20 protein-coding genes and 1 pseudogene are annotated in these 24677 nt (G+C 56.0%); 10 read left to right on the top strand and 11 right to left on the bottom strand.

The features are described 5' to 3' along the window. Positions 1-56 precede the first annotated feature (56 nt). The 6 genes from NYP16_RS07445 (at position 57) to lexA (ending at position 5086) form a co-directional block, all read left to right on the top strand. The gene (locus NYP16_RS07445; protein ID WP_274943485.1) at positions 57-641 is read left to right on the top strand and encodes an anthranilate synthase component II; all 585 of its coding nucleotides are present in this window, start codon (positions 57-59) and stop codon (positions 639-641) included. An 11-nt stretch (positions 642-652) separates the two neighbouring features. Then, positions 653-1684, top strand: coding sequence for an anthranilate phosphoribosyltransferase (gene trpD / locus NYP16_RS07440; protein WP_274943484.1), 1032 nt, complete (start codon positions 653-655; stop codon positions 1682-1684). Then, positions 1681-2484 (top strand): indole-3-glycerol phosphate synthase TrpC, encoded by an 804-nt coding sequence (gene trpC, locus NYP16_RS07435; protein WP_274943483.1) that lies wholly within the window; start codon positions 1681-1683, stop codon positions 2482-2484. The genes trpD and trpC overlap by 4 nt, the downstream gene beginning before the upstream one ends. Then, a complete protein-coding gene (gene moaC, locus NYP16_RS07430) occupies positions 2481-2954 on the top strand; it encodes a cyclic pyranopterin monophosphate synthase MoaC (protein ID WP_274943482.1) in 474 nt (157 codons plus the stop codon). Before trpC ends, moaC begins: the two co-directional genes overlap by 4 nt. A gap of 2 nt (positions 2955-2956) precedes the next feature. Continuing rightward, positions 2957-4192, top strand: a complete 1236-nt coding sequence (locus NYP16_RS07425) for a molybdopterin molybdotransferase MoeA (protein WP_274943481.1) — start codon at positions 2957-2959, stop codon at positions 4190-4192. Positions 4193-4354: 162 nt separating this feature from the next. Then, positions 4355-5086, top strand: a complete 732-nt coding sequence (lexA, locus tag NYP16_RS07420; RefSeq protein ID WP_274943480.1) for a transcriptional repressor LexA — start codon at positions 4355-4357, stop codon at positions 5084-5086. Between the two features lie 487 nt (positions 5087-5573). Here lexA and NYP16_RS07415 read toward each other — a convergent pair whose 3' ends face one another. Beyond that, a complete protein-coding gene (locus NYP16_RS07415) occupies positions 5574-7823 on the bottom strand; it encodes a ComEC/Rec2 family competence protein (protein ID WP_274943479.1) in 2250 nt (749 codons plus the stop codon). A 144-nt stretch (positions 7824-7967) separates the two neighbouring features. Here NYP16_RS07415 and gltX point away from each other — a divergent pair, with 144 nt between their 5' ends. After that, on the top strand, positions 7968-9377 hold the full coding sequence (gene gltX / locus NYP16_RS07410) for a glutamate--tRNA ligase (RefSeq protein WP_274943478.1): 1410 nt from the start codon (positions 7968-7970) through the stop codon (positions 9375-9377). 137 nt (positions 9378-9514) lie between these two features. After that, positions 9515-10834 carry a citrate synthase gene (gene gltA, locus NYP16_RS07405; RefSeq protein ID WP_274943477.1) on the top strand — a complete coding sequence of 440 codons (1320 nt, stop codon included), beginning with the start codon at positions 9515-9517 and terminating at the stop codon, positions 10832-10834. Between the two features lie 34 nt (positions 10835-10868). Here gltA and NYP16_RS07400 read toward each other — a convergent pair whose 3' ends face one another. From NYP16_RS07400 to NYP16_RS07385, 4 genes are all read right to left on the bottom strand, one after another. Further along, complete coding sequence (locus NYP16_RS07400; RefSeq protein ID WP_346742479.1) at positions 10869-12071, bottom strand: MFS transporter; 1203 nt, start codon at positions 12069-12071, stop codon at positions 10869-10871. A gap of 110 nt (positions 12072-12181) precedes the next feature. Next, a complete protein-coding gene (locus NYP16_RS07395) occupies positions 12182-15352 on the bottom strand; it encodes a hypothetical protein (RefSeq protein WP_274943475.1) in 3171 nt (1056 codons plus the stop codon). Positions 15353-15547: 195 nt separating this feature from the next. Next, positions 15548-15868 carry a chorismate mutase gene (locus NYP16_RS07390; protein ID WP_274943474.1) on the bottom strand — a complete coding sequence of 107 codons (321 nt, stop codon included), beginning with the start codon at positions 15866-15868 and terminating at the stop codon, positions 15548-15550. Between the two features lie 81 nt (positions 15869-15949). Then, complete coding sequence (locus NYP16_RS07385) at positions 15950-17230, bottom strand: tetratricopeptide repeat protein (protein WP_274943473.1); 1281 nt, start codon at positions 17228-17230, stop codon at positions 15950-15952. 195 nt (positions 17231-17425) lie between these two features. Here NYP16_RS07385 and NYP16_RS07380 point away from each other — a divergent pair, with 195 nt between their 5' ends. Together NYP16_RS07380 and NYP16_RS07375 are read left to right on the top strand one after the other, a co-directional pair. Next, positions 17426-17653: a hypothetical protein gene (locus NYP16_RS07380; protein WP_274943472.1), complete on the top strand. Its 228-nt coding sequence runs from the start codon at positions 17426-17428 to the stop codon at positions 17651-17653. A 98-nt stretch (positions 17654-17751) separates the two neighbouring features. After that, positions 17752-18192, top strand: a pseudogene (locus NYP16_RS07375) (OsmC family protein); the annotation flags it as partial. Positions 18193-18357: 165 nt separating this feature from the next. On the opposite strand, the gene gloA reads toward NYP16_RS07375, so the two are convergent. From gloA to NYP16_RS07345, 6 genes are all read right to left on the bottom strand, one after another. Next, complete coding sequence (gloA, locus tag NYP16_RS07370; RefSeq protein WP_274943581.1) at positions 18358-18756, bottom strand: lactoylglutathione lyase; 399 nt, start codon at positions 18754-18756, stop codon at positions 18358-18360. A 14-nt stretch (positions 18757-18770) separates the two neighbouring features. Continuing rightward, entirely contained in the window at positions 18771-19232 is a 462-nt protein-coding gene (gene fabZ, locus NYP16_RS07365) for a 3-hydroxyacyl-ACP dehydratase FabZ (protein ID WP_274943470.1), read from the bottom strand. A gap of 132 nt (positions 19233-19364) precedes the next feature. Further along, positions 19365-19985: an OmpH/Skp family outer membrane protein gene (locus NYP16_RS07360; protein WP_274943469.1), complete on the bottom strand. Its 621-nt coding sequence runs from the start codon at positions 19983-19985 to the stop codon at positions 19365-19367. Between the two features lie 10 nt (positions 19986-19995). Further along, positions 19996-22275 carry an outer membrane protein assembly factor BamA gene (gene bamA / locus NYP16_RS07355; protein WP_274943468.1) on the bottom strand — a complete coding sequence of 760 codons (2280 nt, stop codon included), beginning with the start codon at positions 22273-22275 and terminating at the stop codon, positions 19996-19998. 83 nt (positions 22276-22358) lie between these two features. Beyond that, positions 22359-23477 carry an RIP metalloprotease RseP gene (gene rseP / locus NYP16_RS07350; RefSeq protein ID WP_274943467.1) on the bottom strand — a complete coding sequence of 373 codons (1119 nt, stop codon included), beginning with the start codon at positions 23475-23477 and terminating at the stop codon, positions 22359-22361. Positions 23478-23485: 8 nt separating this feature from the next. Continuing rightward, positions 23486-24673: a 1-deoxy-D-xylulose-5-phosphate reductoisomerase gene (locus NYP16_RS07345; protein ID WP_274943466.1), complete on the bottom strand. Its 1188-nt coding sequence runs from the start codon at positions 24671-24673 to the stop codon at positions 23486-23488. Positions 24674-24677 lie beyond the last annotated feature (4 nt).

Here is a 24677-nt window from a genome sequence, read left to right as displayed (position 1 = left end):
TAGAAGACAGCAATTCGGCAATAAAAAGGCGGCCATATCTGACCGGGCGAGGCCACATGTTCCTGCTTATCGACAATTACGACAGCTTCACCTGGAATCTATATCACTATCTCTGTGAACTCGGAGTGGATGTGGAGGTGCGCCGCAATGACGCCATCACCGTCGCCGAGATCGCCGCCATGAAGCCCGAAGGCATCGTCCTGTCGCCTGGCCCCCGCACTCCGGATGAAGCCGGAATCTGCCTCGATCTGGTGCGCGAACTTTCGGGCCAGGTGCCGATCATGGGCGTTTGTCTCGGCCATCAAACCATCGGCCAGGTATTCGGCGGCCAGGTGGTGCGCGCCCCGGCCCCCATGCATGGCAAGGTCAGTCAGATTCATCACCGGGCCCGCGGACTGTTCGCCGGATTGCCGAACGCCTTCCGCGCCACACGCTATCATTCACTGATCGTCGACCGCGACAGCCTGCCCGACTGCCTCGCCATCACTGCTGAAACCGATGACGGCCTGATCATGGGGCTTGAGCATAAAACCCTGCCGGTTCATGGTGTCCAATTCCATCCCGAAAGCATCGAATCAGAACACGGCCATAAGATATTGAAAAACTTCATCGAGAGCGCCCGCCGCGCTCAGTCACACTGATCGAGGCAATTATGTCGCGTTTCAAGGAATTGATTGCCAAAGTCGCAGATGGCACCACCCTGTCCGAGGCCGAAGCCAACGAAGCCTTTCACATTATGATGTCAGGCGATGCCACGCCGTCGCAGGTCGGCGGGTTTCTGATGGCGCTTCGCGTGCGTGGCGAAACCGTAGATGAACTGACCGGCGCCTGCCGCGCCATGCGGGACAAGGTCTTGGCCGTCAAAGCCCCGCCCGGCGCCATTGACACCTGCGGCACCGGCGGCGACAGCGCCGGGACCTATAATATCTCGACCGCGACCGCCATCGTGATCGCCGCCGCCGGCATCCCCGTGGCCAAGCATGGCAATCGGGCGGTGTCGTCGAAATCAGGCTCCGCCGATGTGCTGGCAGAACTTGGCATCAATATCGATGCACCCCATGAAATTCTGGAACGTTGCCTCAATGAGGTGAATATCGCCTTCCTCATGGCCCCCCGCCATCACGGAGCCATGCGCCATGTGGCCCCGACCCGTGGCGAGCTTGGCACGCGTACCCTTTTCAACCTGCTCGGCCCGCTGGCCAACCCGGCCCTGGCCAAGCGACAGGTGATCGGCGTGTTCGACCGCAAATGGATCGCCCCCATGGCCGAAGTGCTCGGCCGCACCGGGTCAGAACGGGTCTGGGTTGTTCATGGCAGCGATGGTCTTGACGAAATCACCACCACCGGCACCACTTATGTGGCTGAATATGACGGCGGCTCGGTTCACACGTTCGAAATCACCCCCGAAGAGGCAGGCTTGCCGCGCGCCCGCATGGAAGATCTGAAAGGCGGCGACGCCGCCACCAATGCCGAGGCCATCCGCGATCTTCTATCCGGCAAACCCGGGCCGTATCGTGATATCGTGCTGTTGAACGCCGCCGCCTCACTTATCGTCACCGATCGCGTGAAGACTTTGAAGGAAGGCGTTCAATTCGCTGCGCAAATTATTGATACTGGCCGCGCTGCCGAGACCCTTGACCGCTGGATTGATCTGTCAAATTTCCCTGTTGAGACTGCCGAATGACCAATGTTCTCGATAAAATCTGCGCCGACAAACGCCTTCATATCGCTGCGTGCAAGGCGGCTGTAAGCCTTGCCACACTTGAGGACGCGGCCCGCGCCCAGACGGCCCCGCGCGGCTTTGCCCGGGCACTCGACGCCGCGAACGCCGCCGGACGCTATGCGTTGATTTGCGAAATCAAAAAAGCCAGCCCGTCAAAAGGTCTGATCCGCGCCGATTTCGATCCGGCGACCCTGGCCCGTGCTTATGAAACCGGTGGAGCCACCTGTTTGTCAGTGCTGACCGATATTCCTTATTTTCAGGGCAACGACCGTTTCCTGACCGAAGCCCGGAACGCCGTCTCGCTCCCCGCCCTGCGCAAGGATTTCATCATCGACCCTTATCAGGTCACCGAAGCCCGCGCCCTTGGAGCCGATTGCATCCTGCTGATCATGGCCTGCCTTTCCGACAGTCAGGCAGCTGAACTTGAAGCCGCCGCCATGGCCCTTGGCATGGATGTCCTGATCGAGGTTCACGACGCCGAGGAACTTGAGCGCGCCCATAAGCTGAAAAGCCCCCTCATGGGCATCAACAACCGCAATCTGAAGACCTTGGAGATCAGTCTTCAGACAACGCTTGATCTCGCGCCCCGGGTTGAACCGGGCCGCCGCGTGATCGGTGAAAGCGGCATTTATTCCCGCGCCGATCTCGACATGCTCGCCACCGCAGGCGTCGAAGCCTTTTTGATCGGCGAGTCCCTGATGAAACAGCAGGATGTGAGCGCCGCCACCCGAACCCTTCTGACCCCCGCGAGCGCTGCATGACCCAGAAGCTCACTCATCTCGATGCGGCAGGCCATGCCCATATGGTCGATGTGGGCGAGAAAGACGTCACCAGCCGCACCGCCACCGCGCGCGGTTTCATCCGCATGAGCGCCAAAGCCCTCACGCTTGTGACCGAAGGCACCGCCCCGAAAGGCGATGTGCTCGCCGCCGCCCGCATCGCCGGAATCATGGCCGCGAAGAAAACCTCGGACCTTATTCCGCTCTGTCATCCGCTCGCCATCACCAAGGTCTCCGTGGACCTTGCCCCTGCACCAGGCGGCATTGAGATCACCGCCACGGTCAAAGTCGCCGGCAAAACCGGCGTCGAGATGGAAGCGCTGACCGCCGTCACCGTCGCCGCCCTCACCGTCTATGACATGGTGAAAGCCGCCGATAAGTCCATGCGTATCGAGGAAGTACGTCTCGTCTATAAAGACGGCGGACGATCCGGCCGGTACGAGGCCGATTGACCATGACCCGCAAACCCCTGATGCCCGTTGACGAGGCCCGCGCCCATATTCTGGCCGCCACCTCCCCGCTCGACTCAGAAACGGTCGCCATTAGGGCGTCACGGGGCCGGGTGCTGGCCGCCGATATCCGTGCCCGGCTGACCCAGCCCCCCTTTGCCGCCTCGGCCATGGATGGCTATGCCGTGCGGATGGCGGATACATTGGTCTGTCCGGTTGAGCTCAGGATCATTGGCGAAACCCCGGCAGGCTCCGCCCCCGGCCCGGAAATCGGCCCCGGCGAAGCCATCCGCATCTTCACCGGCGCGGCCATTCCACCCGGTGCCGATGCCATCGTCATTCAGGAAAATACCCGGCGCGACGGCGACCGGGTGGAAATCCTGCAAGCCCCCGAACCCGGCCGCCATATACGCCCCGCCGGTCTCGATTTCAAGGATGGCGACCTGATCGCCCGTCGCGGCGAGCGACTGGCTCCCGCTTTGATCGGGCTTCTCGCCACCGCTGATCACCCTATGGTGCCGGTCAGCCGGCGCCCCCGCGTCGGCATTCTGACGAGCGGCGATGAGCTGGTGGAGCCGGGCGCCCCACGCGCGCCGCATCAGATCGTCAGTTCCAACAGCATTGCGCTCGCGGCACTGGTCGAGGCGGCGGGCGGGATCGCCATCGACCTCGGCATCGCCCGCGACCGGACGGACGATATTCAGGCCCGGGTGAAAAACGCCCCAAAGCTTGATCTTTTGATCACCAGTGGCGGCGCTTCGGTGGGCGATCATGATCTCGTTCATAGCGCCCTGTCAGGCATCGGCCTTGAGGTCAATTTCTGGCGCATCGCCATGCGTCCCGGCAAGCCGATGATGTTCGGCGACCTCAAGGGCGTGCCCTTCCTGGGTCTGCCGGGCAACCCGGCCTCGGCGCTTGTCTGTGCACATGTGTTCCTCATTCCCTTGCTGCGGCGGCTGATGGGTCTGCTGCCCGAAATTCCCGCCCAGCGGCTCGCACGTCTTGGCAGCGCGCTCAAGGCCAATGACGAACGGCAGGATTATCTCCGGGCCCGCCTGACAGAGGCCGAGGACGGCGCCCTGATTGCCACTCCGTTCCCACGCCAGGACAGCGCCATGCTGAGCCCCTTTGCCAGTGCAGACGCGCTCCTGATCCGCCCCGTACATGCCCCTGCGGCCGAGCCCGGCGAGCTTGTAGAAATTCTACCTCTCAGGATTCCGGCGGATCATCTTCTGGCCTAAGAGACCGGCAGATCCGGTGCTTATTTTTTGTGCCTCGCCGGTTGTTCTTTACTTGACTGTTCCCGCGAACTAAAATAGAACAATAAGGAAACATAAAGGGTCGACATTCAGGTTCCACAAGACCTCATGACCCAATGATGGATCCTTTTCAGGAGTGGCGGAATGCTGACCAAGAAACAACATGAGCTGCTGTTATTCATCGACCTGCGCCTGAAGGAAAGCGGTGTTGCGCCGTCTTTCGACGAAATGAAAGATGCGCTCGGGCTCAAATCAAAGTCTGGCATTCATCGCCTGATCCGCGCTCTTGAGGAACGTGGCTTCATCCGCCGCCTGCCGCATCGCGCTCGCGCTCTTGAAGTCACCCGCATTCCCGAAATCACCGGACGCCCGGCAACCGACGACCAAAACAGCCGGGTCATTCAGGGCGATTTCAAAAGTCGCCCGCGCCGGGTTCCCGATCCGCAACCGGCAGGCCGTGACGCGACGGGGCGCGAATTCGCCGACAGCGTGGCCGAAGTGCTCGACATTCCCATGCATGGCCGCATTGCAGCCGGAACCCCGATCGAGGCTCTGCAACAATACAGCACCATTCCGGTGCCCTCCGCCCTTCTCACGCGCGGCGAACATTACGCGCTTGAGGTCGCTGGCGACTCCATGATCGATGCCGGGATTTTTGATGGCGACACCGTCCTGATCCGGCGCTGCGACAATGCCGAAAATGGCGATATCGTCGTGGCCCTGGTCGATGATGTGGAGGCTACCTTAAAGACCCTACACAAACGCGGCGCGCAAGTGGCCCTCGAACCAGCCAACCGCACCCTTGAAACCCAGATCTATCCGGCCGGAAAAGTCAAAATCCAGGGCCGCCTGGTGGGGCTTCTAAGGCGCTACTAAGATTTGAGCTTAGATATGGCCGGGAGAGATCCCGGCCATTCGTTTTTAAGCGGCACCGTCTTTTGGACGGCGTCTGCCCCATGGATTGCCGGGTCAAGCCCGGCAATGACAAGTTTGGTACGATGTCGTGTTGAATGCCCTGTTGGATGCCAGTTCCAATGACGTGTCCGATGTCATATCTGATCCAATGTCATACCTGATGCCATGTCCAATGCTGTGGCCGATGCCATCGACCTTGGCATTGCTCTCCATACCTTCGTCATTCAACTCCCACCCTCCCCATTTTATATAATGTCATTACCGGGCTTGCCCCGGTAATCCATGTCTCCTCCCGAACAAAACCTACCGCTTATTCTCCCATGGCCGCCCGTTCCAGCCTTTCCATCGCTGCGGCTCTCCAACGCAAAACTGCCTCTGCCATTCAACACCTTGTCATTGCCGGGCCTGACCCGGCAATCCATGCCTCAGCCCCACCAACTCCCGCCATTCATCTATCCAGCTTGCCGCCCCAAGGCCGCCCGTTCCGGGTCTCGCCCACACTGCGGATTTCCATTTGAAAACCGCCATGTCCATCAGCCAGAAAATTGACGCTATGCCCGCCGTTCTTGCGCTGTGCCGCACGGTCGATCACCTCAGTCTGATCCACACAAGCTCGCGGAGCCCGCAATACCGATATGAGCAAATTGGCCTCCTGACAATCTTCGGCAAAGGCATAGGCGTCATGAACCACCGCCACCATAAGCCCGTCTCGGGGCCGATAGATGCAGCCTATACTGTCGCACCTGAGCCAATCCCCCGCGCCGCCGTCTGACGTCCAGGCCCAGCGATGGGTGTCGGACGCCGTATGAGAAGCCCAGCGCTCGCGCACGAAACTGCCCTTGCGCCCAGGCGACATCCAATAGCTGCCGTCCGGAGCCCGGAGCGCCATGATCTCCCCCTCCCCGGCGATGATCATATCCGGCGGCGCCGGTCGGGCGGCCATCAAAAGGCCGCCGGCGATCATGCCAAACCCGGCCAGCCGCCAGCGCGTCCGCCACAACAAAAGCCACAGTCCTCCCAGCATAAACAAAACATAAGCCGTCACGGAGAACGCCGGAGCGCCAACGGTGGCCCCCGGCTGGCTGCTCACCGTCTCCGCCACCCGGATCACGATATCAAGGCCGAACCCGGCGACTTTCAGCGGCCAGGCCTCAAGCCCGAGTGGCATGAGCAACACCCCAAGCACCAGAAAAGGCATGATCAAGGTGCCCGTCAGAGGAATAGCGATCAAATTGGCGACCATGCCGTATATGGCCACCTGATGAAAATGATACAAAGCCGCAGGAGCAACCGCACATTCTGCGATGACCGAAGACAGAATAATCCCGCCCAATACCCCCATTATGCGGCTAAGCCCACTCATCACGCGGCCGCGCTGCTTGACCTCTCCCTTGACGGCACGACGGCGCTCCCGCCAGTGACCGAGTTCGCCATAAATCGCGATGAGCGCAAACACAGCACCAAACGACATCTGAAAGCTGACACTCAGCAACGACTCAGGGCGATAAAGCAGAAGAAACGCCGCCGCCGCCGCCACAAACCGCATGGACAATGGCATGCGGTCGAGCAGCACCGCTATCAGCATCAGAGCCGCCATCAGAAATGACCGTTGCGCCGGTATGCTTGCTCCGCTCAACCCAAGATAAGCGAGCGCAATAAACCCGGCGAGCAAAGCCGCCCATTTCTTGATCGGATAGCGCAGCGCAACCGTCTCCCAGAGCGCAAAGCCGCCGCGCACGGCCAGGAACACCACGCCCACCACCATGCTCATATGCAGCCCGGAAATAGCTATGAGATGGGATAAACCCGCATTGCGCATGGCCATATTCAGGGGCTTCGGGATCGCCGCCCGAAAGCCGGTGACAAAAGCGTCCCCGAGCGCTCCAGTCTCGCCCGGCAAAGCGGCGTGAATGCGTTTCGAGACGGTCTCCCGCATATTATCAACCCAGCCCATCAGACCATTCTGACGGGGCTCGGTCAAACTGCTGTCCGGCAGCCGTTCGATCGCGCTGAGGGTGAAGCCCAGCGCGCCGATGCGAGCAAAGAAAAGATCGCGCCCGAAATCGAAATCACCGGGCATGGTCGGGGATGGCGGCGGCCATAAGGTCACGCGGGTGGTGATGCGGTCCCCGGCCCGCAAATCCGCAGGAACGCTCGTGCGCGACGACAGCCGCACCCGCGCCGGCCAGCGATTCTCCGGCAAGCGGTCAAGCGACAGCACGCTGATTTCAAGCCGTGCCTCTTTGGGCCCGCGCCATTCAACCGCATCTACCTTGCCGACCAGAGTCATAGGCCGCAATGTCCGGCCGACAATGGGTGCAGCCACATCCGCCGTCCGCAATAGCGCGGCGAGAAACCCAAGCGCGACCAAAATCCCCGCCCAGGCCAGCAATCGCCAAGGCCCGCGCGGCAGTAAAATGGCGGCACTCACCAAGAGCGCCAGAACAATCGCAGGGGTCTGCCAGCCGGGCTCGGTCAACCGGCTGAAATATAGTCCGATACCGACCGCGATCAGAACCGGCGTCCACAGGATCACGCGCCCGCGTTCGGCAGCCCAAAGCCCCTCGGCTCCTTGTATGAGCTGGACCCACAAGCCGTCCGATACGCCACCACTCTCCCCCATGGCGAGAGTTTGGCGGGTATCACAATTCTTATCCAGAGAATTACGCAGGCCCTGACTATTTGAGCCCATCTGCATCGAAACATTCGTTTGAACCACGAACCTCCGCCCACAGCCCATAAGACCGCCATTCGCCCGCACGCCTTTTGACTTGGCCGTCAGGTGTGCTAGAAAACCCGACTGTTACATCCTCTTGATTCCAGACCCTAGGGCCAGAATTTCATGACCGCCAAACCCGCCGTCGTTACTCGCTTCGCTCCCTCGCCGACCGGCTTTCTGCATATCGGCGGTGCGCGCACGGCGCTGTTCAACTGGCTTTATGCCAAACATACGGGTGGCCAGTTCCGGCTGAGAATCGAAGACACCGACCGCGCCCGTTCGACCGACGAGGCCGTGGCCGCCATTCTCGATGGCCTGCAATGGCTTGGCCTCGATTGGGATGATGAGACGGTCTATCAGTTCGCCCGTCGTGACCGTCATGCCGAAGTGGCGCTCAAGCTTCTGGCCGAAGGCAAGGCTTACCACTGCTACTGCACGCCCGAAGAACTTGAAGAGATGCGCGCAACCGCCAAAGCCGCAGGACGCCCCATGGGCTATGACGGCCGCTGGCGTGACCGCGACCCGTCGGAAGCCCCCGCGGGCATCAAGCCGGTGCTGCGCTTCAAGTCACCAAACGAAGGTGAAACCGTCATTGCCGATCAGGTGCAAGGCGAAGTGCGGTTCCAGAACGCCCAGCTCGACGACCTCGTCTTGCTGCGCGGCGATGGCACCCCTACCTATATGCTGTCGGTGATCGTCGATGATTACGACATGGGCGTGACCCATGTGATTCGCGGCGACGACCATCTGACCAATGCCGCCCGTCAGGCTCAGCTGATCGATGCCATCGGCTGGCCACGTCCGATTTATGCCCATATTCCGCTCATTCACGGGGCCGACGGCGCCAAGCTGTCAAAGCGTCACGGTGCACTTGGGGTCGATGCCTACCGTGATCTCGGCTATCTGCCCGAGGCGTTGCGCAACTATCTGCTGCGGCTTGGCTGGGGTCATGGCGATGACGAGATCATCTCGACCGCCCAGGCCATTGAATGGTTCGATCTCGATGCCGTCGGCCGCTCGCCGTCGCGCTTTGATTTCGCCAAGCTTGAAAATCTGAACGGCCATTACATGCGCTCAAGCGATGATGCGGCGCTGGCCGAGGCCGCCTTCCCTTATATCGAGTCCCGCCTTGAGCGAGCCCTCACGGCCGACGAACGGACGCTTTTGACGCGTGCCATGCCGGGCCTCAAAGTCCGGGCCAAGACCCTCATTGATCTGGCCGATACTGCCTTGTTTTATGTCCGGGTGCGACCTTTGGACTTGACCGAAAAGGCGCAAAAACTGGTCGATGGCGAGGCCCGCGCCGTGCTTGCCCAGGCTTTGAGCGCCCTTGAAGGCGAACCCGTTTGGGAAGAAACGGCTTTGGAGGCCCGCATCAAGGCGCTCGCCGAGGAGACCGGCCTGAAGCTTGGAAAAATCGCCCAGCCGCTCCGCGCCGCGTTAACCGGATCGGATGTTTCCCCTGGTATTTATGAGGTGCTCGTCCTTCTCGGCCGCGACGAGAGCCTTGCGAGAATTCGTGATCAGGCATGACGACAGCAAGACTGTTCATCCTGGTCATCGAACGTTATAAGAAAGTCCACAGTCACGACCCTATTCGGCAAAGGCGTTAGACCAAATTGCCCGAGCCCGCTGAAAGAAGCCTCTACGAAAACCAAAAAGGAGCGCAGATGACAACCACCGGCAAAATGACGCCCGCAAAAGAAACCGCCACCCTGACCGTTGGCGGAAAAACAATAGAACTTCCGGTCTTTGAAGGGTCAGTCGGACCCGAAGTCATTGATATCCGTACCCTCTATGCGCAAACTGGCATGTTCACCTTTGATCCGGGGTTTACGTCGACGGCAAGCTGCAATTCCACCATCACCTATATCGATGGCGACCAAGGCATTCTTTTGCATCGCGGCTATCCGATCCAGCAGCTCGCGGAAAAAAGTGACTTCCTTGAAGTCTGTTATCTTCTGCTGAACGGTGAATTGCCGACTGCTGGTCAAAAAACCAAATTCGAAAGCGACATTACGCACCACACCATGGTGAACGAACAATTGAAGAGCTTCTTCAATGGGTTCCGTCGCGACTCTCACCCCATGGCTGTGCTTGTGGGTGTGGTTGGCGCGCTGTCAGCTTTTTATCATGACTCGACCGATATCAACGATCCGTATCAGCGCATGATCGCCTCCTACCGGCTGATCGCCAAGATGCCGACGATCGCCGCCATGGCTTATAAATATTCGGTCGGCCAGCCGTTCGTTTATCCGCGCAACGATCTCGGTTATGCCGAAAACTTCCTGTATATGACCTTCGGCGTGCCGCAGTGCGAGCCGTGGAAAGCCAACCCGGTGCTGTCGCGCGCCATGGATCGCATCCTGATCCTTCATGCCGACCATGAACAGAACGCCTCGACCTCGACCGTGCGTCTTGCCGGGTCGTCGGGCGCCAATCCGTTCGCCTGCATCGCGGCTGGTATTGCCTCGCTCTGGGGCCCGGCTCATGGCGGCGCCAACGAAGCCTGCCTGCGCATGCTTGAGGAAATCGGCACCCCCGACCGCATTCCAGAGTTCATCGCCCGCGCCAAGGACCCGAAAGACAGCTTCCGTCTGATGGGCTTCGGTCACCGCGTCTATAAGAACTTTGACCCGCGCGCGACCGTCATGCGCCAGACCGCCCATGAAGTGCTCGAAGAACTCGGCGCCAAGGACAGCCCGCTGTTCCAGGTGGCCATGCAGCTTGAAAAAATCGCCCTTGAGGACGAATATTTCATCTCGAAAAAGCTCTACCCGAACGTCGATTTCTATTCGGGCATCATTCTGAGCGCCATGGGTTTCCCGACCAGCCTCTTCACCGCCATCTTCGCCCTGGCCCGCACCGTCGGCTGGATCGCGCAGTGGGGCGAAATGATCGAGGACCCGACCCAGAAAATCGGCCGCCCGCGTCAGCTTTACAGCGGTGACACCAGCCGCGATTTCCAAAGCATCGACAAACGCAGCTAAGCTTGTCCTGATGTGATGATTAAAACCCCGGCTCTCAAGGCCGGGGTTTTTTCGTTCCACCAAAGGGCAAGCCCAAGGCCAACAGCGCCAGCACGCAAAACCCCGCCCCCGTCGCAAAAGTCGCCGCCGCCCCCCAAATATCCCAGATAAGCCCGGCCACCACGCTCGCGACCAGCAGGGCCAGACCACTCATCAGATTGAAAAACCCATAAGCGGTGCCCCGCAGATCTGCACTGGCCACATCGGACACCATGCGGGCCAGCAACCCCTGTGTCATGCCCATATGTACGCCCCAAAGCGCCACACCGAGCAGCAGAACAGCGGGATGATGGCTGACCATCAACACAAGATCAGCGGCAATCAAAACACCAAGACCCAATGCCAACATGTGCCCGTGATCCATGCGATCAGATAAATGCCCGAACGGATAAGCTGTCAGCGCATAGACCAGATTCATCGCCACCATGACAAGCGGCACCAACGCTACTGAAACCCCGCTGTCCGCAGCGCGCAGCACGAGAAAGGCCTCACTGAACCGCGCCAGGGTAAAGATCGCGCCAATCGCAACCACATGCCAGTAGGCCGGGCTCAGACGCCGCAGATTTGAAAAACTTACGGGATTTTCGCGCTTTGCCGTTGGCTGTTCCCGCTTTTTGGGCTCATGCACGGCAAAGATGATCAGGATCACCGCCATCAAAGCAGGAATGACCGCCACCCAGAAAACCGCCCGGAAATCATTGGCCCACAGCAGCATGAGCCCAACCGCCACCAGCGGCCCCACAAATGCCCCGACGGTGTCCAATGACTGACGCAAACCGAACGCCGCCCCGCGCAGTTCAAGCGGAGCCATGTCGGCCACAAGCGCATCGCGCGGTGCGCCGCGAATGCCCTTCCCCACCCGATCTAAAAGCCGCGCCGTCACCACAAAACCCATGGTGGAGGCCAAGGCAAACAGCGGCTTACTCAAGGCCCCGAGACTATATCCCCCCAGAACCAGCCCCTTGCGTCGTCCAAGATAATCACTCAGTACGCCTGAGAACAGCTTGACGATCAGCGCCGTCGCCTCGGCCAGCCCCTCCACCAGCCCCACAAGCAGCGCGCTGGCCCCCAAAGCCCCGACCATGAACAAAGGCAACAGGCTGTGGATCATTTCCGAGGAAATATCCATCAGCATGCTGACGAACCCCAACACCCAGATCCCGCGTGGGATGCGCCTGTATACGCTTTTCGCCCCCATCCCAAAGCCCATATCGCCCCCTGATTTTTATTCAAGTTTCACGAGTATCGCATGCCAGAAAGAAAAACCCCCGGCCTGATCAGGCCGGGGGTAAATAACGCGAGAACTGATTATAGATCCAGATCTTCTTCGTCCTTGGGATCCATCAGACGCTCAACCTTGATCGGCTCCCTCTCATTCTTCTTCAGCAGCGCCTCGATTTCCTTGATCTTGTGCTCATAGGTTGAGCCATAGATATGGATTGGCCCAAAAACGACCGGCTCATCACTGCGGTAACCATTGCTGCGATCTGATGAGTAATCTTTGTAAGCTGTGCTTTTGATGCCGAATAATTTGACCAATTCCTGGAACATCAAGCGTTCACGCCAAAGATGGGTATCCTCAGTCGTAGTGCCCAAAAGTTTACCCGATGACTTCAGAAGCGAACCACAAGTTATTTCACCAATTTCGACCTTATTATGCATTTCGAAATAAAGGTTTTGAATATTTCTATCCGCAACGACAACATTATCCGGTTTTGCTTTTTCTAAACGCGTGCGTTTGGATTTTTTACCTTCCTGTGGTTCCTCTAGCCAGCAAAGTGGATATGGGAATTCGTCATGCTGGCATGCCCCAAAGAGAACCCAATCAACGATCCAAGAGCTTTTTACGACATCGATATAGTCAGAAAACTTTTCCGGACTAACTATTGCCAGTTCGCCTGTGGCATTCTCGGCAATATCCTTCCGATAGATGCTGTAACATTCCACATACATGCCAACTTTACGTCTCTGTTCCAACGTCGGCTCGGGGTAATATATGAAATTCCCTGCATCATCTGGTTCAAAATATAGCAAAGCCGCCCCGTTCAAGGAGTACCTGGCGTTTTTGTATGTTTTTCCGGTCTTTGGATTGATGTAAAGAAGAACGTCGTTTATCACTTCGCATTCAAGGCGGCGAATATCAATAAGGATGGGCTGTTTCTTGATGCTCTGATACGTGAGTATCATACACAGCGGTCCATAAAAGACATGGGTGGAAAAGGACGTACTATTCTGGAACGTTCCGACCTTGTTGGAGAGGATCAAATTCTTATTAACGTCGGAGATGCGCAGGAATTCCTCGTTGGCCAGAGGCTCATCAGCCTTTGCTACACAGGTTGCAACGTGGAACATGTATTTGCGGCTGCTTCTGGCAAGTATTTGTGTATATTCACCATCATTTTTGCCGGTCAACGGCATCTTTAGATCAATCCGCACGCCTGACAATCCGAAAGTGTCCATTCGACGAATTCGATTGACCGTATATACCTTACACAGAGTCAAATACTTTAAAGAGTCAAAGGAGTGCTTTAAGTTCTCCTTACCATTCTTTGATTTTTTGTATTCTATCTTGGAACCATCTACTATACTATCAAATTTCTTCATATCCTTTTCTAAAAGATTGATAAGAAATATAAAACCTACGGCATATTCCTTGAGATTATCAATCACTTCAAATAAAATTGAAATATTCTTATTAGAATTTACTTCAATTAGTTGAATAATTTTTTCAGGATTTTTAATCCAGAAAGTTTTTTTATCGTATTCTGAATCATTAATCTCACTAAAATGACGGTTGGAATCTAAGAAATCCAATATTTTATCAGATAAAATTAATTCTTTACCGACCGTTTTATCTTTTTTGTAACTCTCTAAAGTAGCCATAATTAGGCGCAAAACATCATAATTTTTGAGGAATTTCAGCATATCAAAACAAATTTTTCGCTTTTCTGTATATTCTTCAATCCAAAATTTTGCGACGGGGATAGTTGCACAGCTTTTTACCAAAAGTTCATGCAAATCCAGAACGAATGGAACACGCCACTGGCAACCCGACTCCTGAATGACAGGATCTAGTCGTTGTAATTTTCCATTTAACAAATCTGCAAAAGCATCATATTTGCAAATTTCATAGAAAAGGCTGTCGAGAGTGCAGACTGGCTTCTTCTTGTATTTTGCCTTACCATTTTCAGGAAAATCTTTATCTGCCGTCAAAACTAAATCCAGGAGAGATGTGAGAATTTTTTCCATGGATTCTTTAGGGTAGCGAGGCTTGCTGAGATTATGCAAAGCAGAATTATAGTAATTTTCAAAATCAACAACATCAATATCTAAATAATTTAATACAACTTCAGAATAATTTCCTACTGTACTAAATATTTTATAAAAATTAAGATCTTCTAGTTCTATAATTTTCATACCATTAATTGAACTACAAACAGAATTTGCAACTGTTCTCTTATATTCATCACTATTATAATTCTTCAGAATCCAGGAATTTAAATCCTTGAGCAGCGCAGACTTGACATAAGCAACATCAATTATGCCAGCCTCACTAACAATTTTGATAAATCCTTCAATAAATCCTTTAGCCTGACCTGCATTCAGATCATAGAATTTTTGACATTGTTTCGACGGCAGGAGACCTAGAAGCTTATCGAAGCTGAGATCCGTCCTATCTTCGGGTGCTAATCTATTCAGCAAGGTCCGCAGAATATCGATACAATCCTGTATCTGTGTTGAAAAAATCGCATCAGCCTTTGTTTTAACGCCCGAAAGCCATGTGATGAGTTCGACTTTGACATCCTGAACATTTTTGGATTTTCTTATTTCAATGTCATGAGAATTATTATAAGCAGTTATGAAGGAACTCTTTTTTGAATTAATCAGTGTATCAAAACCGTCCCGATTTTCTTGATTTATTAACAGCCGAGTTGAATTATGATCAAATTTTTCAATATCACTTCTAAGAACATCAATTAAAGCTCCGATATATTTTTGAAGCGGGCTTTCACAGTCCTTAAACTGCGACAATATTTTTTCATTGACATCTTTACTTAGTCCAGGCATGTAGCCGCTCTGTGAATTCATAGGATAAAAAACTATACGGTTTTCAAACGACAGATCATTAAATGTAAGATCGCTGAATTCATTCGATAATGTGGTTTCTACAAATTGAGAATTTCCGTCTATCCGCGAAGATAGCCAATCAATGATTTCTTTTTTTACTTTCTCATGATCATTTGTGCCTTCCTTGATAAGAAGCAAAAAATCATGATACTCAACTGAAATATATTTAATCTCTTTTAAGAAGAGATCTTCAAGTTTTTTTACATCAGGTTCTAATAAATCAAACCATCCAAAGAAATTATTTTCAAAAACCACTCCTGCATCAGACTGTTTCACTAAATCAAGTATCCCAAGGATTAGAATTTTCTCTTGGTCCTTGCTCCAGCTTTCCTTCGAAGTTTCGCTAAACATCTAATCTCTCCTCGAAAATTAAGTCCATCAAACTTTTGCGTGGCATTTTTTGCGTCACACAAATAAGGACGGGCAACCGAGGTATATGTGAAAGGCCCGAAACAGAAAAAAACCGGCCTCTTGGAGACCGGTTTTGCAAAAATGGCCGACCCCAAAATGGCCGGCCATACTGAAATCAGGATTTTCTAGAAGAAGCTATTCTCCCTTGGCGTCAAACACCGTGAACTCATAAGCGATGCACCATTCCATCATGGTGCGGTACACCGTGGTCACGAGATCCGGATTGGCCCCGGTTGCCTGCGCCGTCACCGTCACCTTATCAAGCACATCCTGAATACGTGCTTCGTCGCGAACGGTATCACGGGACTGTTTGATGTGACCGGCCTGCTGAATATAATTTTCACGTTCGGCAATCAGGGTCACCATGGCCCGGTCGATGCGGTCGATTTCCCGGCGCACATCGATCATGGTTTCGCAGGCTACCGCTTGGGGTCGGGAAACGGTCTGGCTGGTCACGGAATCACCTCGTGCAGTTTGGCTGGAACTGCCCGCCGTTATAGGCCGCTCCAGGACATTTGAAAACCTTTTAGCAGAGGCTCACTTGGCAAGATCGGGCATGCGGCGTGCCATGCAGGCCACCCCGGCGGCACTCAGGCTGTCACAAAGCGTCTTGGCCTGCCCCCAACCTTCAGCCATGGGCAACAGCACCCGCACCAGATCATCCGCCTGCCAATAAACCGGACTGCCCCCTTCCAGGAACGCAGCGGCGGCTTTCTTGCTTTTGCCCCAGCCGCGTTCCGCCTCGGCCATGGTGGGATAGGCCCCAACCTGCACCGCCACGGATGACACAGATTTTTCAGGGACGGTCTTGCGTGCTTCCGGTGTCTGAACCAGCAAAGTCGCCGCCGGAGCCGGAGAAAGAGGGGCCTCAGCCGCCCCCGACGACACCGGCGGTTGGACCGGCACCGGCTTCGGCAGATCATCAAGCCCGATAAAAATGGCCCGCGCCCGCAGCTCCGGGGACAGGGCGGCGATTTGGCGAATAGAGCGGATCTGCGCTTCGGCCTCCGCCGGCTTCTGATTGGCCCCGGCCAATCCAGCCGCAGCGGTCATATCGCCCGATAGCCCATAGACTAGAGCAAGATTTTTCCGCGCTGCCGCCGCCTCCGGATGAGCCGTCACCACCGCGCTCAACAACCGCACAGCTGTATCGTAATGTTCAGACAGTGCGAACGACAGCGCGAGGTTATTGGTCAGGGCAGCATCGTCGCGGTTCAGATCCAGTCCCTTGCCATATTGCAACTGAGCCTCATCATGACGACCCAACAGGTCCAGGGTCACACCGTAATAATTGAAAAATTCCGCATTGGCCGCCCCTGCGGCGATAGCCTGATCGAAAAAGGGCAAAGCCTCCCCTGCCCGGTTCTGCCGCATGAGCGCCCGCGCCACACCGGCCGCAGCCACCCCAAGATTGCCGCTCTTGTCACCCTTGCGGCCAATAAGGTCTAGCACCTCGCGATAGCGCCGCTCCGCCTCCTCCGCCGCACCGATGACGAGGAATGTTTCCGCCTGCCCCATCATGGCGCCAAGATGATCCGGCTCACGATCGCGAGCCTGCTGATAAAGCTGCAAGGCGGCCACATAATTGCCGCCAACCCGCATCTTGTCGGCCACGCTGACCATGGCATCAGCATCGAAGTCCCTGGCCCGTTCCTGCGCCTTCAGACGCGCCTCGGCGTCGAACTTGGCTTGTTTGTCGGCCAGTTCGGTCAAGGGAACACGAGTATCATGACCGGCTGTTTTCCCGCCCTCGTTGGCACAGGCGGCAAGAACAGACAAAAGCAACAGGCCGGAAAAACGGGAACCACGCATCATCATAACCAAAGGTCGCCTTCTGCACCGGATAATAAACCAAGGTGCCCAGCATACACGGCCGCTGAAGTGGATCAAAGCGCCTGCAGTTAAAACGAGCCGACGGTTAAGTTTTGCAATGAAAATGAAATGATTTATTAACCTCTTGCCACTTACTGTGACAGCTGCTGCCATCCGTCACGCATCCTTAAGGAGTTGCCCATGGATATCCGCGGTACCAGTTCTACAAGCTATACGCCTCCCGCAGCAAGCGGGCGCAGTGGCAGTGCTGAGTCGGAAGCCGAAACGCGCAAAACCGCCGCCGATTCCGTTCAGGAACGCAAGGAAGCGGAACGCAACGCCGCCATGCGCCAGGTTGCACAGAAGCAAGCCGCCGCCCATCAGTCAGCCCATCGTGATAGCCATTCCAAGGTCGATATTCGCGTCTGAGCCAATCGGTAGAGGCGGGCTTGAGCTTAACCCCGGCACGGCTTAGTCTTTTTCCTGACCTGATAGGGAAAAGGAAAATTGACATGGCCGATGACGTTGAGGCGTCCCAAATCGTTACTGTGCATGAACTTGGAACCGGAAAGTTCGTGCAGTCCATTCATGTGGGCGGTCCGGACATTCATTTCCTTGCGGACGAGCCGATAACCGCCGGGGGCTCGGGCGTTGGCCCCAATCCTTATGATTTGTTGATGGCGGCTTTGGGGGCCTGCACCTCCATGACGCTGCGACTTTATGCGGATGGCAAAGACATCCCGCTTGAAAAAGTCACGGTCACCCTGCGCCACGAAAAAATTCACGCCGAAGATTGCGCCGTCTGCGAAACACAAGACGGCATGATCGATCGCATCCTGCGCATCATCATGCTTGATGGCCCGCTGACCGACGAACAACGGGAAAAACTTCTGGAAATCGCCAACAAATGCCCGGTCCACCGCACGCTGACCGGCGAGGTCCGGATCGTGACACGCATAACGGACTGACCCTTCAGAAATCTCAGGAAGTAAAGTCTTTGCCCGTCAGAACGGCTAGGAAACCACCCCCCTGATGGCCATAGACGGACGCAACGGGATTGAGAATTAGCTCATCAAAAAGCCTGCCATTTCCTATAATGGCAGGCTTCATATCTGATAGAGCAGATCGTCTTCTCAGTGCTGGATCAGCTCGACCTTGTAGCCGTCCGGGTCCTCAAGAAAAGCAATAACCGTGGTGCCGTGCTTCATCGGCCCCGGCGCGCGCGGAATTTTGACACCATCAGCCGCGAGCTTGTCACACAGAGCATAAATATCCGTGACGCCAAGCGCGATGTGACCATAACCGGTGCCAAGTTCGTAAGGTTCGGTCTGCCCCCAGTTATGGGTCAGCTCAAGCACCGCTGTCTTGTCTTCGGTATCATAACCAACAAAGGCCAGCGTGAATTCGCCGCCCGGATAATCCTTCTTGCGCAGCAAAGTCATGCCAAGATGCCTGCAGTAAAAATCTAGCGAAGCATCCAGATCACGCACCCGAAGCATAGTATGCAAAAGGCGAAAAGTCCCGGCGGTCATCATGTTGATAATCCTTATTTATCGGCTATCATGGCGGAAAAGGTCGCTTCGGCCATCACAACGCCGTCAACCCGGGCCTTGCCCGAAAAGCGCCAGACGTTGCCGCGGCTCTGTTCCTTGGTGACGGCGATCTCAAGCCGGTCTCCCGGGGTCACCGGCTTACGGAAGCGAGCGTCATTGATGGTCATGAAATAGACCAGTTTGCCATGGGCCTCTTCACCCAGGCTATGGACCACGAGCACGGCGGCGGTTTGCGCCATGGCCTCGACAATCAGCACACCAGGCATAATCGGACGCTGTGGGAAATGACCGGTGAAATGCGGTTCGTTCATTGTGACATTCTTGATGCCGACAGCGGACTGTCCCGGCACGATGTCCTTCACCTTGTCAACCAGCAGCAGCGGGTAACGATGCGGGATCAACTCCATGATCCTCAGAATGTCCAGTTCTTCAAGCTGTGCTGCGGTTTCACTCATCCCGGTACCCGTCTTTCTCGTGCGGTATAGTTATAAAGCAAAAGGCAAGATGCCTCATCCATGAGGCACCTTCCCTAATTTTAAGTGTGGCGGAGTGACCAGGCCACTCCGCCACATCAATATCATTTCCGATTACGGCTGTGCAGCGCCGGCTTTTTTCTCAAGATCGACGATTTCAGCTTCGGTCGGCAGGGTCACCTTGAGGGTCGGCAGCTGCTTGTTCAGGAGCTCGATCACTTCCGTGGTCATGTCGAGAGCCGCAGTGCTGTGCACGACCTGCGATTTTTCAAGAACAACATTGGCGCCCTTGCTGTCAGACAGCTTGGAGATGATCGGCGCCAGCACTTTCTGAAGTTCGCGGTTGGTGTTCATCTGCGCGACATTGAGCTGCTTCTGATGCAGGTCCATCTTGCGGTTCAGCTGATCCGCCTTGGTCCGCAGCGCATTGAACTTCTGCTCGAACATAGCTTCGCCGATAACCGGACGCTGCTTTTCAAGCTCTTCCTTTTCCTTCAGAAGCGCATTTTTGGTGTTGTTCTCTTCATTCCCAAAGGTCTGGGAGAACTGGCGCAGCTGCTTGGTGATGTCCTGGCTCACCAACGACTCGCTGAACAACCGGCGCTGATCAAGAATGGCAATGGTTGCCGTCTTGAGAGTCTCTGCACCCGCGACCGAAGGCACACCTGCAACAGCGGTCATCAGACCGGCAACAGCAAGAGCGGGGATAATGGCAGTCCGAATAAATCGTTTCATTTTTTACCCGTCAGAATTGGTTGGAGATGTTGAACTGGAAGAATTCAGTCTTATCGAATTCGCTTTTCATCAAAGCTTTGGCAAAGTCGATCCGGAACGGTCCAAATGGTGAATTCCATGAGAAGCCGACACCGATGGATACACGCGGCTTATTGCTATCGCCGATAATCCGCAGAAACCCGGTATCTGGATCGATCGTATTCACGTCGTCAACTTTGTAGAGTGCCCCCACATCCAGGAAAATACTACTCTTGAGACCAAGTTCATTGGCCGCAGAGCCGAGCGGAACCAGAAGTTCAGCCGTTCCCGTATAGTAGATATTTCCACCCAGGCTGTCCGTGGACGGCCGGTCACGCGGACCGACACCACGCGGCTCAAAACCGCGTACGGTATTGAAGAAGCGGTCATTGAGGCGAACACCTTCGCCCAGACCACGGATATATCCGCCTTCACCCGCAAGCTTCAGCACCCAGCGATCGACCAGCGGAATATACTGGTCAAGGCTCGCAGTGCTGCGGACATAGCTCACCGTACCGCCAAGTCCGGCGATATCCTGCGACAGCACAAACCGGCGGCCGCTGGTCGGGTTCATGCGATCGTCCACATTGTCATAGATCAGGCTGTAGCCGACCGATGACGTGGTGAAGGTGCCAAGCGCCGCTGCCAGATAGATGTTGTTGGCGGTATCGAACCGGCCTTCAACCTGGTCCTGACGGATCGTATAGCGCACCCCCATGGTCCAATGTTCGGTGATCGGGAACGCCGCCCTGAGGCTGCCCCCCACCGTCTTCTGGAGGAATGAGCTATATTGGCGATAGTCGACGGAACGGGCGAACAGATCCGCACCCGCGGCAATCGGCCGATCCATGAAATAGGGTTCGGTGAAGCCAAGGTCGATCTGGGTTCTGATGCTCGAAATCGAGAAATTGGCCCGCAGGGTCTGACCGCGACCGAGCAAATTGCGCTCGGTGATGCCAAAGCCGGCAATGAAGTTTTCAATGCTGGAGAAGCCGACGTTGAGCGACAGTTCCCCGGTCGATTGCTCCTGCACCTGGACGTCGACCACCGTGCGGTCCGGGCTTGAACCCGCCACCTGCTCGATCTCCGCTTCCTTGAAGAAGCCGAGCGCCTTGATACGCTGACGCGACCGTTTGATACGCGAATTGTTGAAGGCGTCACCTTCCGACAGGCGGAATTCACGCCGGATCACCTTATCGAGCGTCCGCGCGTTGCCATGAATGTCGATGCGTTCCACATAAACACGCGGCGCTTCCGAAACCCGGTAGGTGATATTGATCAAGCGGCCTTTTTTGTCGCGCCGCACGCGCGGACGGATATCGACAAACGCATAGCCCTTGTCGCCCGCGACCTCGGTCATCTTTTCGATGGTCTGGTCGATGAGCTTGGCGTTATAGCGCTTGCCCTGCTTGGTCTTCACCAGCGGGCGAAGGATGGCCGGATCGAGATCGCGGATTTCGCTTTCGACATTGATCTCGCCGAAATCATAGATCTCGCCTTCTTCAATGGTGAAGGCGATGTAGAAGTCCTTCAGATCTGGCGAAAGCTCGGCTACCGCCGCATTGACGCGGAAATCGGCATAACCCTTTGACAGGTAATACTGACGCAGCTGTTCGCGGTCATAGGCCAGACGATCGGGATCATAAGTGTCATCCGAGGTCAGGAACCGCCACCAACGCGACTCACGGGTCGCAAGCGCGCCGCGAAGATCGCCGCTCGAAAATTCCTTGTTGCCGATAAAGTTGATCTTCGACACCGTGGTTTTTGGACCTTCGGAGATTTCAAAGACGATATCGACACGGTTCTGCGGCAGCTGGATGACCTTCGGCTCGATGGTCGCGGCAAACCGGCCGGACCGCCGATAAAGCTCGATCATGCGCTGAACGTCCGCCCGCACCTTGGCGCGGGTATAGACAACGCGGGGCCGCAAGCGCAGCTCCTTGCCGAGCTTCTCGTTATCGAGCTTTTTATTACCCTCGAAGGCGATACGGTTGATGATCGGGTTTTCCACCACATTGATCGTCAGCAGGTCACCGCTGCGTGTGATGGTCACGTCCGCGAACAATCCGGTATCGAACAGGTTTTTCAGACTCTGGTCGACCTTTTCCGCCGAATAGGCATCCCCTGGCGCAACCGCCAAATAGGATCGCACCGTATCGGGTTCGATACGCTGGTTGCCCTTGACCTCGATGGCCTCGATGGCATTGACCTGCGCCGATGCCGCCGGGGCATCAGCGAGGCCCGCACAGATCAGAGCTGACAGAACCGTCAAGCTGGTGAGTGATTTTGAGAAATAACTACGCAACGGCAGCACCTGTCCCTGACAGCTCGGGGCGAACCGATCTGTCTGTCCCCTTAGAAGTTGAAAATCTTCAGATACGAAAGATCGTTCCAGGTCACAAAGAGCATCAGAGCCAGAACGAGCGCAAGCCCAATCCGCATCCCATACTCCTGAGCCCGTTCGCTGAGCGGCTTACCCGAAAGAGCCTCCCAACCATAGTATACAAGATGCCCACCATCCAACATCGGCACCGGCAGCAAGTTCACGAATCCGAGGTTGATCGACAGCATAGCAATAAACCAGATCAACGCCACAACGCCGTCACGCGCGGTGGCAGACGAATATTTGGCAATCCGGATCGGCCCGCCCAGTTCCTCGCCCGAGCGCTTCCCGGTGATGATCTGACCGATGTAATTGACCGTCATTTTAACAATGGAGCCGGTCTCGATGGTCGCATAATAGACCGCTTCGGCCGGATTTCGTTCAACAAACGCATCTCCGGACCGCGCCACACCAAGCCGCCCGATCTTTTGCGGCTGGCCGATCGGATCCTTGATTTCGGCGGCATCCGGCACCACCGACAACAGCTTTTCCTGGCCGCCGCGATCAATCAGCATCGACAGCTTATCGCCAGGATGCATCTGAATGATCATCTGCATATCCTGGAAACGGTCGATTTTGTCGCCATTGATGCGAAGAACCTTGTCCCCGACCTCAATCCCGGCGCGCTCGGCGGCGCTCTGCGGCACCACTTCGCCCACCACAGCCGGGCTGTAGGGCTGACCCATGGTCATGAAGAAGCCGGCGAGAATGGCAATGGCCAGAATGAAATTGGCGATCGGCCCCGCAGCGACGATGGCCGCGCGTTTCCACACCGGCTGGGTTGGAAAGGCCACCTTGCGGTCGGCGTCGCTCATGGCGCGGACGGCATGGTTATCCGTCGCGCTCGCGGCGTTCATATCACCGAAAAATTTGACATAGCCGCCAAGTGGCAGAAGGCTGACTTTCCAGCGGGTTCCCGATTTGTCGGTCCAGCCGAACAGCTCAGGCCCGAAGCCGATGGAAAACACATCCACCCGCACGCCGCAACGACGCGCAACCCAATAGTGACCCCATTCATGCACGAACACGAGGATCGTCAGCACGACAACAAAGGTCAAAAGCGTATGTCCGAGGTCGAGAAGAGACTCCATGCGCAGCTTTACTCGATCCGTCTCATGATCGCATCCGCCACTCTACGGGCTTCGCGATCGGTTTCCCGAACGTCATCCAGATCCTCTACCCCAGCAAGTGGAAGAGTTTCCAGCGTTGTTTGTACAATCTCCGCAATCTGAAGAAAACCGATTTTTCGGGCTAAGAACCCGGCAACGGCCACTTCATTCGCGGCATTGAGCACAGTCGGAGCATTTCCGCCCGCGACCAGCGCTTCCCGCGCAAGCCTCAGGGCCGGGAAACGCTCCAGATCCGGCTCAGCGAAATCCAAGCGCCCTATCTGGGCCAAATTAAGGCGGCGGGCCGGTGTCTCCATACGTGCCGGCCATCCAAGGGCATAGGAAATCGGCGTTCTCATATCCGGCGACCCGAGCTGAGCCAGCACCGAACCGTCAATATAAGACACCATGCTATGCACCACGGACTGAGGATGCACAAGAATTTCAATTTGCTCCGCTTTGACCGGAAACAAATGAAAAGCCTCGATCAGCTCCAGACCTTTATTGAACATGGTCGCAGAATCGACCGAAATTTTTGCCCCCATATCCCAATTCGGATGGGCCACGGCCTGCTCCGGCGTCACCTGAGCCATTGAGTCGCGGTCCCAGGTACGGAACGGACCACCCGACGCGGTCAGGATGATCCGGTCAACAGCCTCGGGCCGGTCAAAATCAAAAACTTGAAAAATCGCATTATGTTCGCTGTCCACCGGCAAAAGCGTGGCGCCCTGACGCTCCACCTCGCGCATGAACAGCTCACCGGCGCAAACCAGACATTCCTTGTTGGCAAGCGCCACAACCGCCCCGCGCCGCAAAGCCCGCAAGGTCGGCTCAAGCCCGGCTGCCCCGACAATGGCCGCCATAACCAGATCGACTGGTCGGTCGGCGGCATCCACCACCGCCTGATCACCCGCCGCAACCTCGATCCCGGTGCCGGCCAGCGCCGCCTTCAAGGCGCTGTAATGGCTCGCGTCGCCGATCACCGCAAGGTGTGGCCGGAATTCAAGCGCCTGGGCGATCAAAAGGTCCAGATTACGATAGGCCGTCAGCGCCTCGATCCGATAGGCGTCAGGATTACGCCGCACGAGGTCCAGCGTATTGCAACCGATCGAACCCGTCGCACCGAACACGGAAACTGTACGCGGGGCCGTCGCTGTCTGGAGAAGAGGTTGAATCATGCCC

The organism is Govania unica, from assembly GCF_027920805.1.
GTDB lineage: Bacteria > Pseudomonadota > Alphaproteobacteria > Sphingomonadales > Govanellaceae > Govanella > Govanella unica.
Note: the sequence above shows the minus strand (reverse complement) of the source record. Positions and strands in the feature narration are given on the sequence as shown.

Excerpts from the sequence above, each read along its gene's own strand:
- lexA (WP_274943480.1), top strand. The coding sequence starts at position 4,355 with ATGCTGACCAAGAAACAACATGAGCTGCTGTTATTCATCGACCTGCGC.
- rseP (WP_274943467.1), bottom strand. The coding sequence starts at position 23,477 with ATGGAGTCTCTTCTCGACCTCGGACATACGCTTTTGACCTTTGTTGTC.
- NYP16_RS07385 (WP_274943473.1), bottom strand. The coding sequence starts at position 17,230 with ATGATGATGCGTGGTTCCCGTTTTTCCGGCCTGTTGCTTTTGTCTGTT.
- moaC (WP_274943482.1), top strand. The coding sequence starts at position 2,481 with ATGACCCAGAAGCTCACTCATCTCGATGCGGCAGGCCATGCCCATATG.
- NYP16_RS07380 (WP_274943472.1), top strand. The coding sequence starts at position 17,426 with ATGGATATCCGCGGTACCAGTTCTACAAGCTATACGCCTCCCGCAGCA.
- NYP16_RS07445 (WP_274943485.1), top strand. The coding sequence starts at position 57 with ATGTTCCTGCTTATCGACAATTACGACAGCTTCACCTGGAATCTATAT.
- NYP16_RS07400 (WP_346742479.1), bottom strand. The coding sequence starts at position 12,071 with ATGGGGGCGAAAAGCGTATACAGGCGCATCCCACGCGGGATCTGGGTG.
- trpD (WP_274943484.1), top strand. The coding sequence starts at position 653 with ATGTCGCGTTTCAAGGAATTGATTGCCAAAGTCGCAGATGGCACCACC.
- NYP16_RS07360 (WP_274943469.1), bottom strand. The coding sequence starts at position 19,985 with ATGAAACGATTTATTCGGACTGCCATTATCCCCGCTCTTGCTGTTGCC.
- gltA (WP_274943477.1), top strand. The coding sequence starts at position 9,515 with ATGACAACCACCGGCAAAATGACGCCCGCAAAAGAAACCGCCACCCTG.
- gloA (WP_274943581.1), bottom strand. The coding sequence starts at position 18,756 with ATGACCGCCGGGACTTTTCGCCTTTTGCATACTATGCTTCGGGTGCGT.
- gltX (WP_274943478.1), top strand. The coding sequence starts at position 7,968 with ATGACCGCCAAACCCGCCGTCGTTACTCGCTTCGCTCCCTCGCCGACC.
- fabZ (WP_274943470.1), bottom strand. The coding sequence starts at position 19,232 with ATGAGTGAAACCGCAGCACAGCTTGAAGAACTGGACATTCTGAGGATC.
- NYP16_RS07415 (WP_274943479.1), bottom strand. The coding sequence starts at position 7,823 with ATGCAGATGGGCTCAAATAGTCAGGGCCTGCGTAATTCTCTGGATAAG.
- NYP16_RS07425 (WP_274943481.1), top strand. The coding sequence starts at position 2,957 with ATGACCCGCAAACCCCTGATGCCCGTTGACGAGGCCCGCGCCCATATT.
- trpC (WP_274943483.1), top strand. The coding sequence starts at position 1,681 with ATGACCAATGTTCTCGATAAAATCTGCGCCGACAAACGCCTTCATATC.
- NYP16_RS07395 (WP_274943475.1), bottom strand. The coding sequence starts at position 15,352 with ATGTTTAGCGAAACTTCGAAGGAAAGCTGGAGCAAGGACCAAGAGAAA.
- NYP16_RS07345 (WP_274943466.1), bottom strand. The coding sequence starts at position 24,673 with ATGATTCAACCTCTTCTCCAGACAGCGACGGCCCCGCGTACAGTTTCC.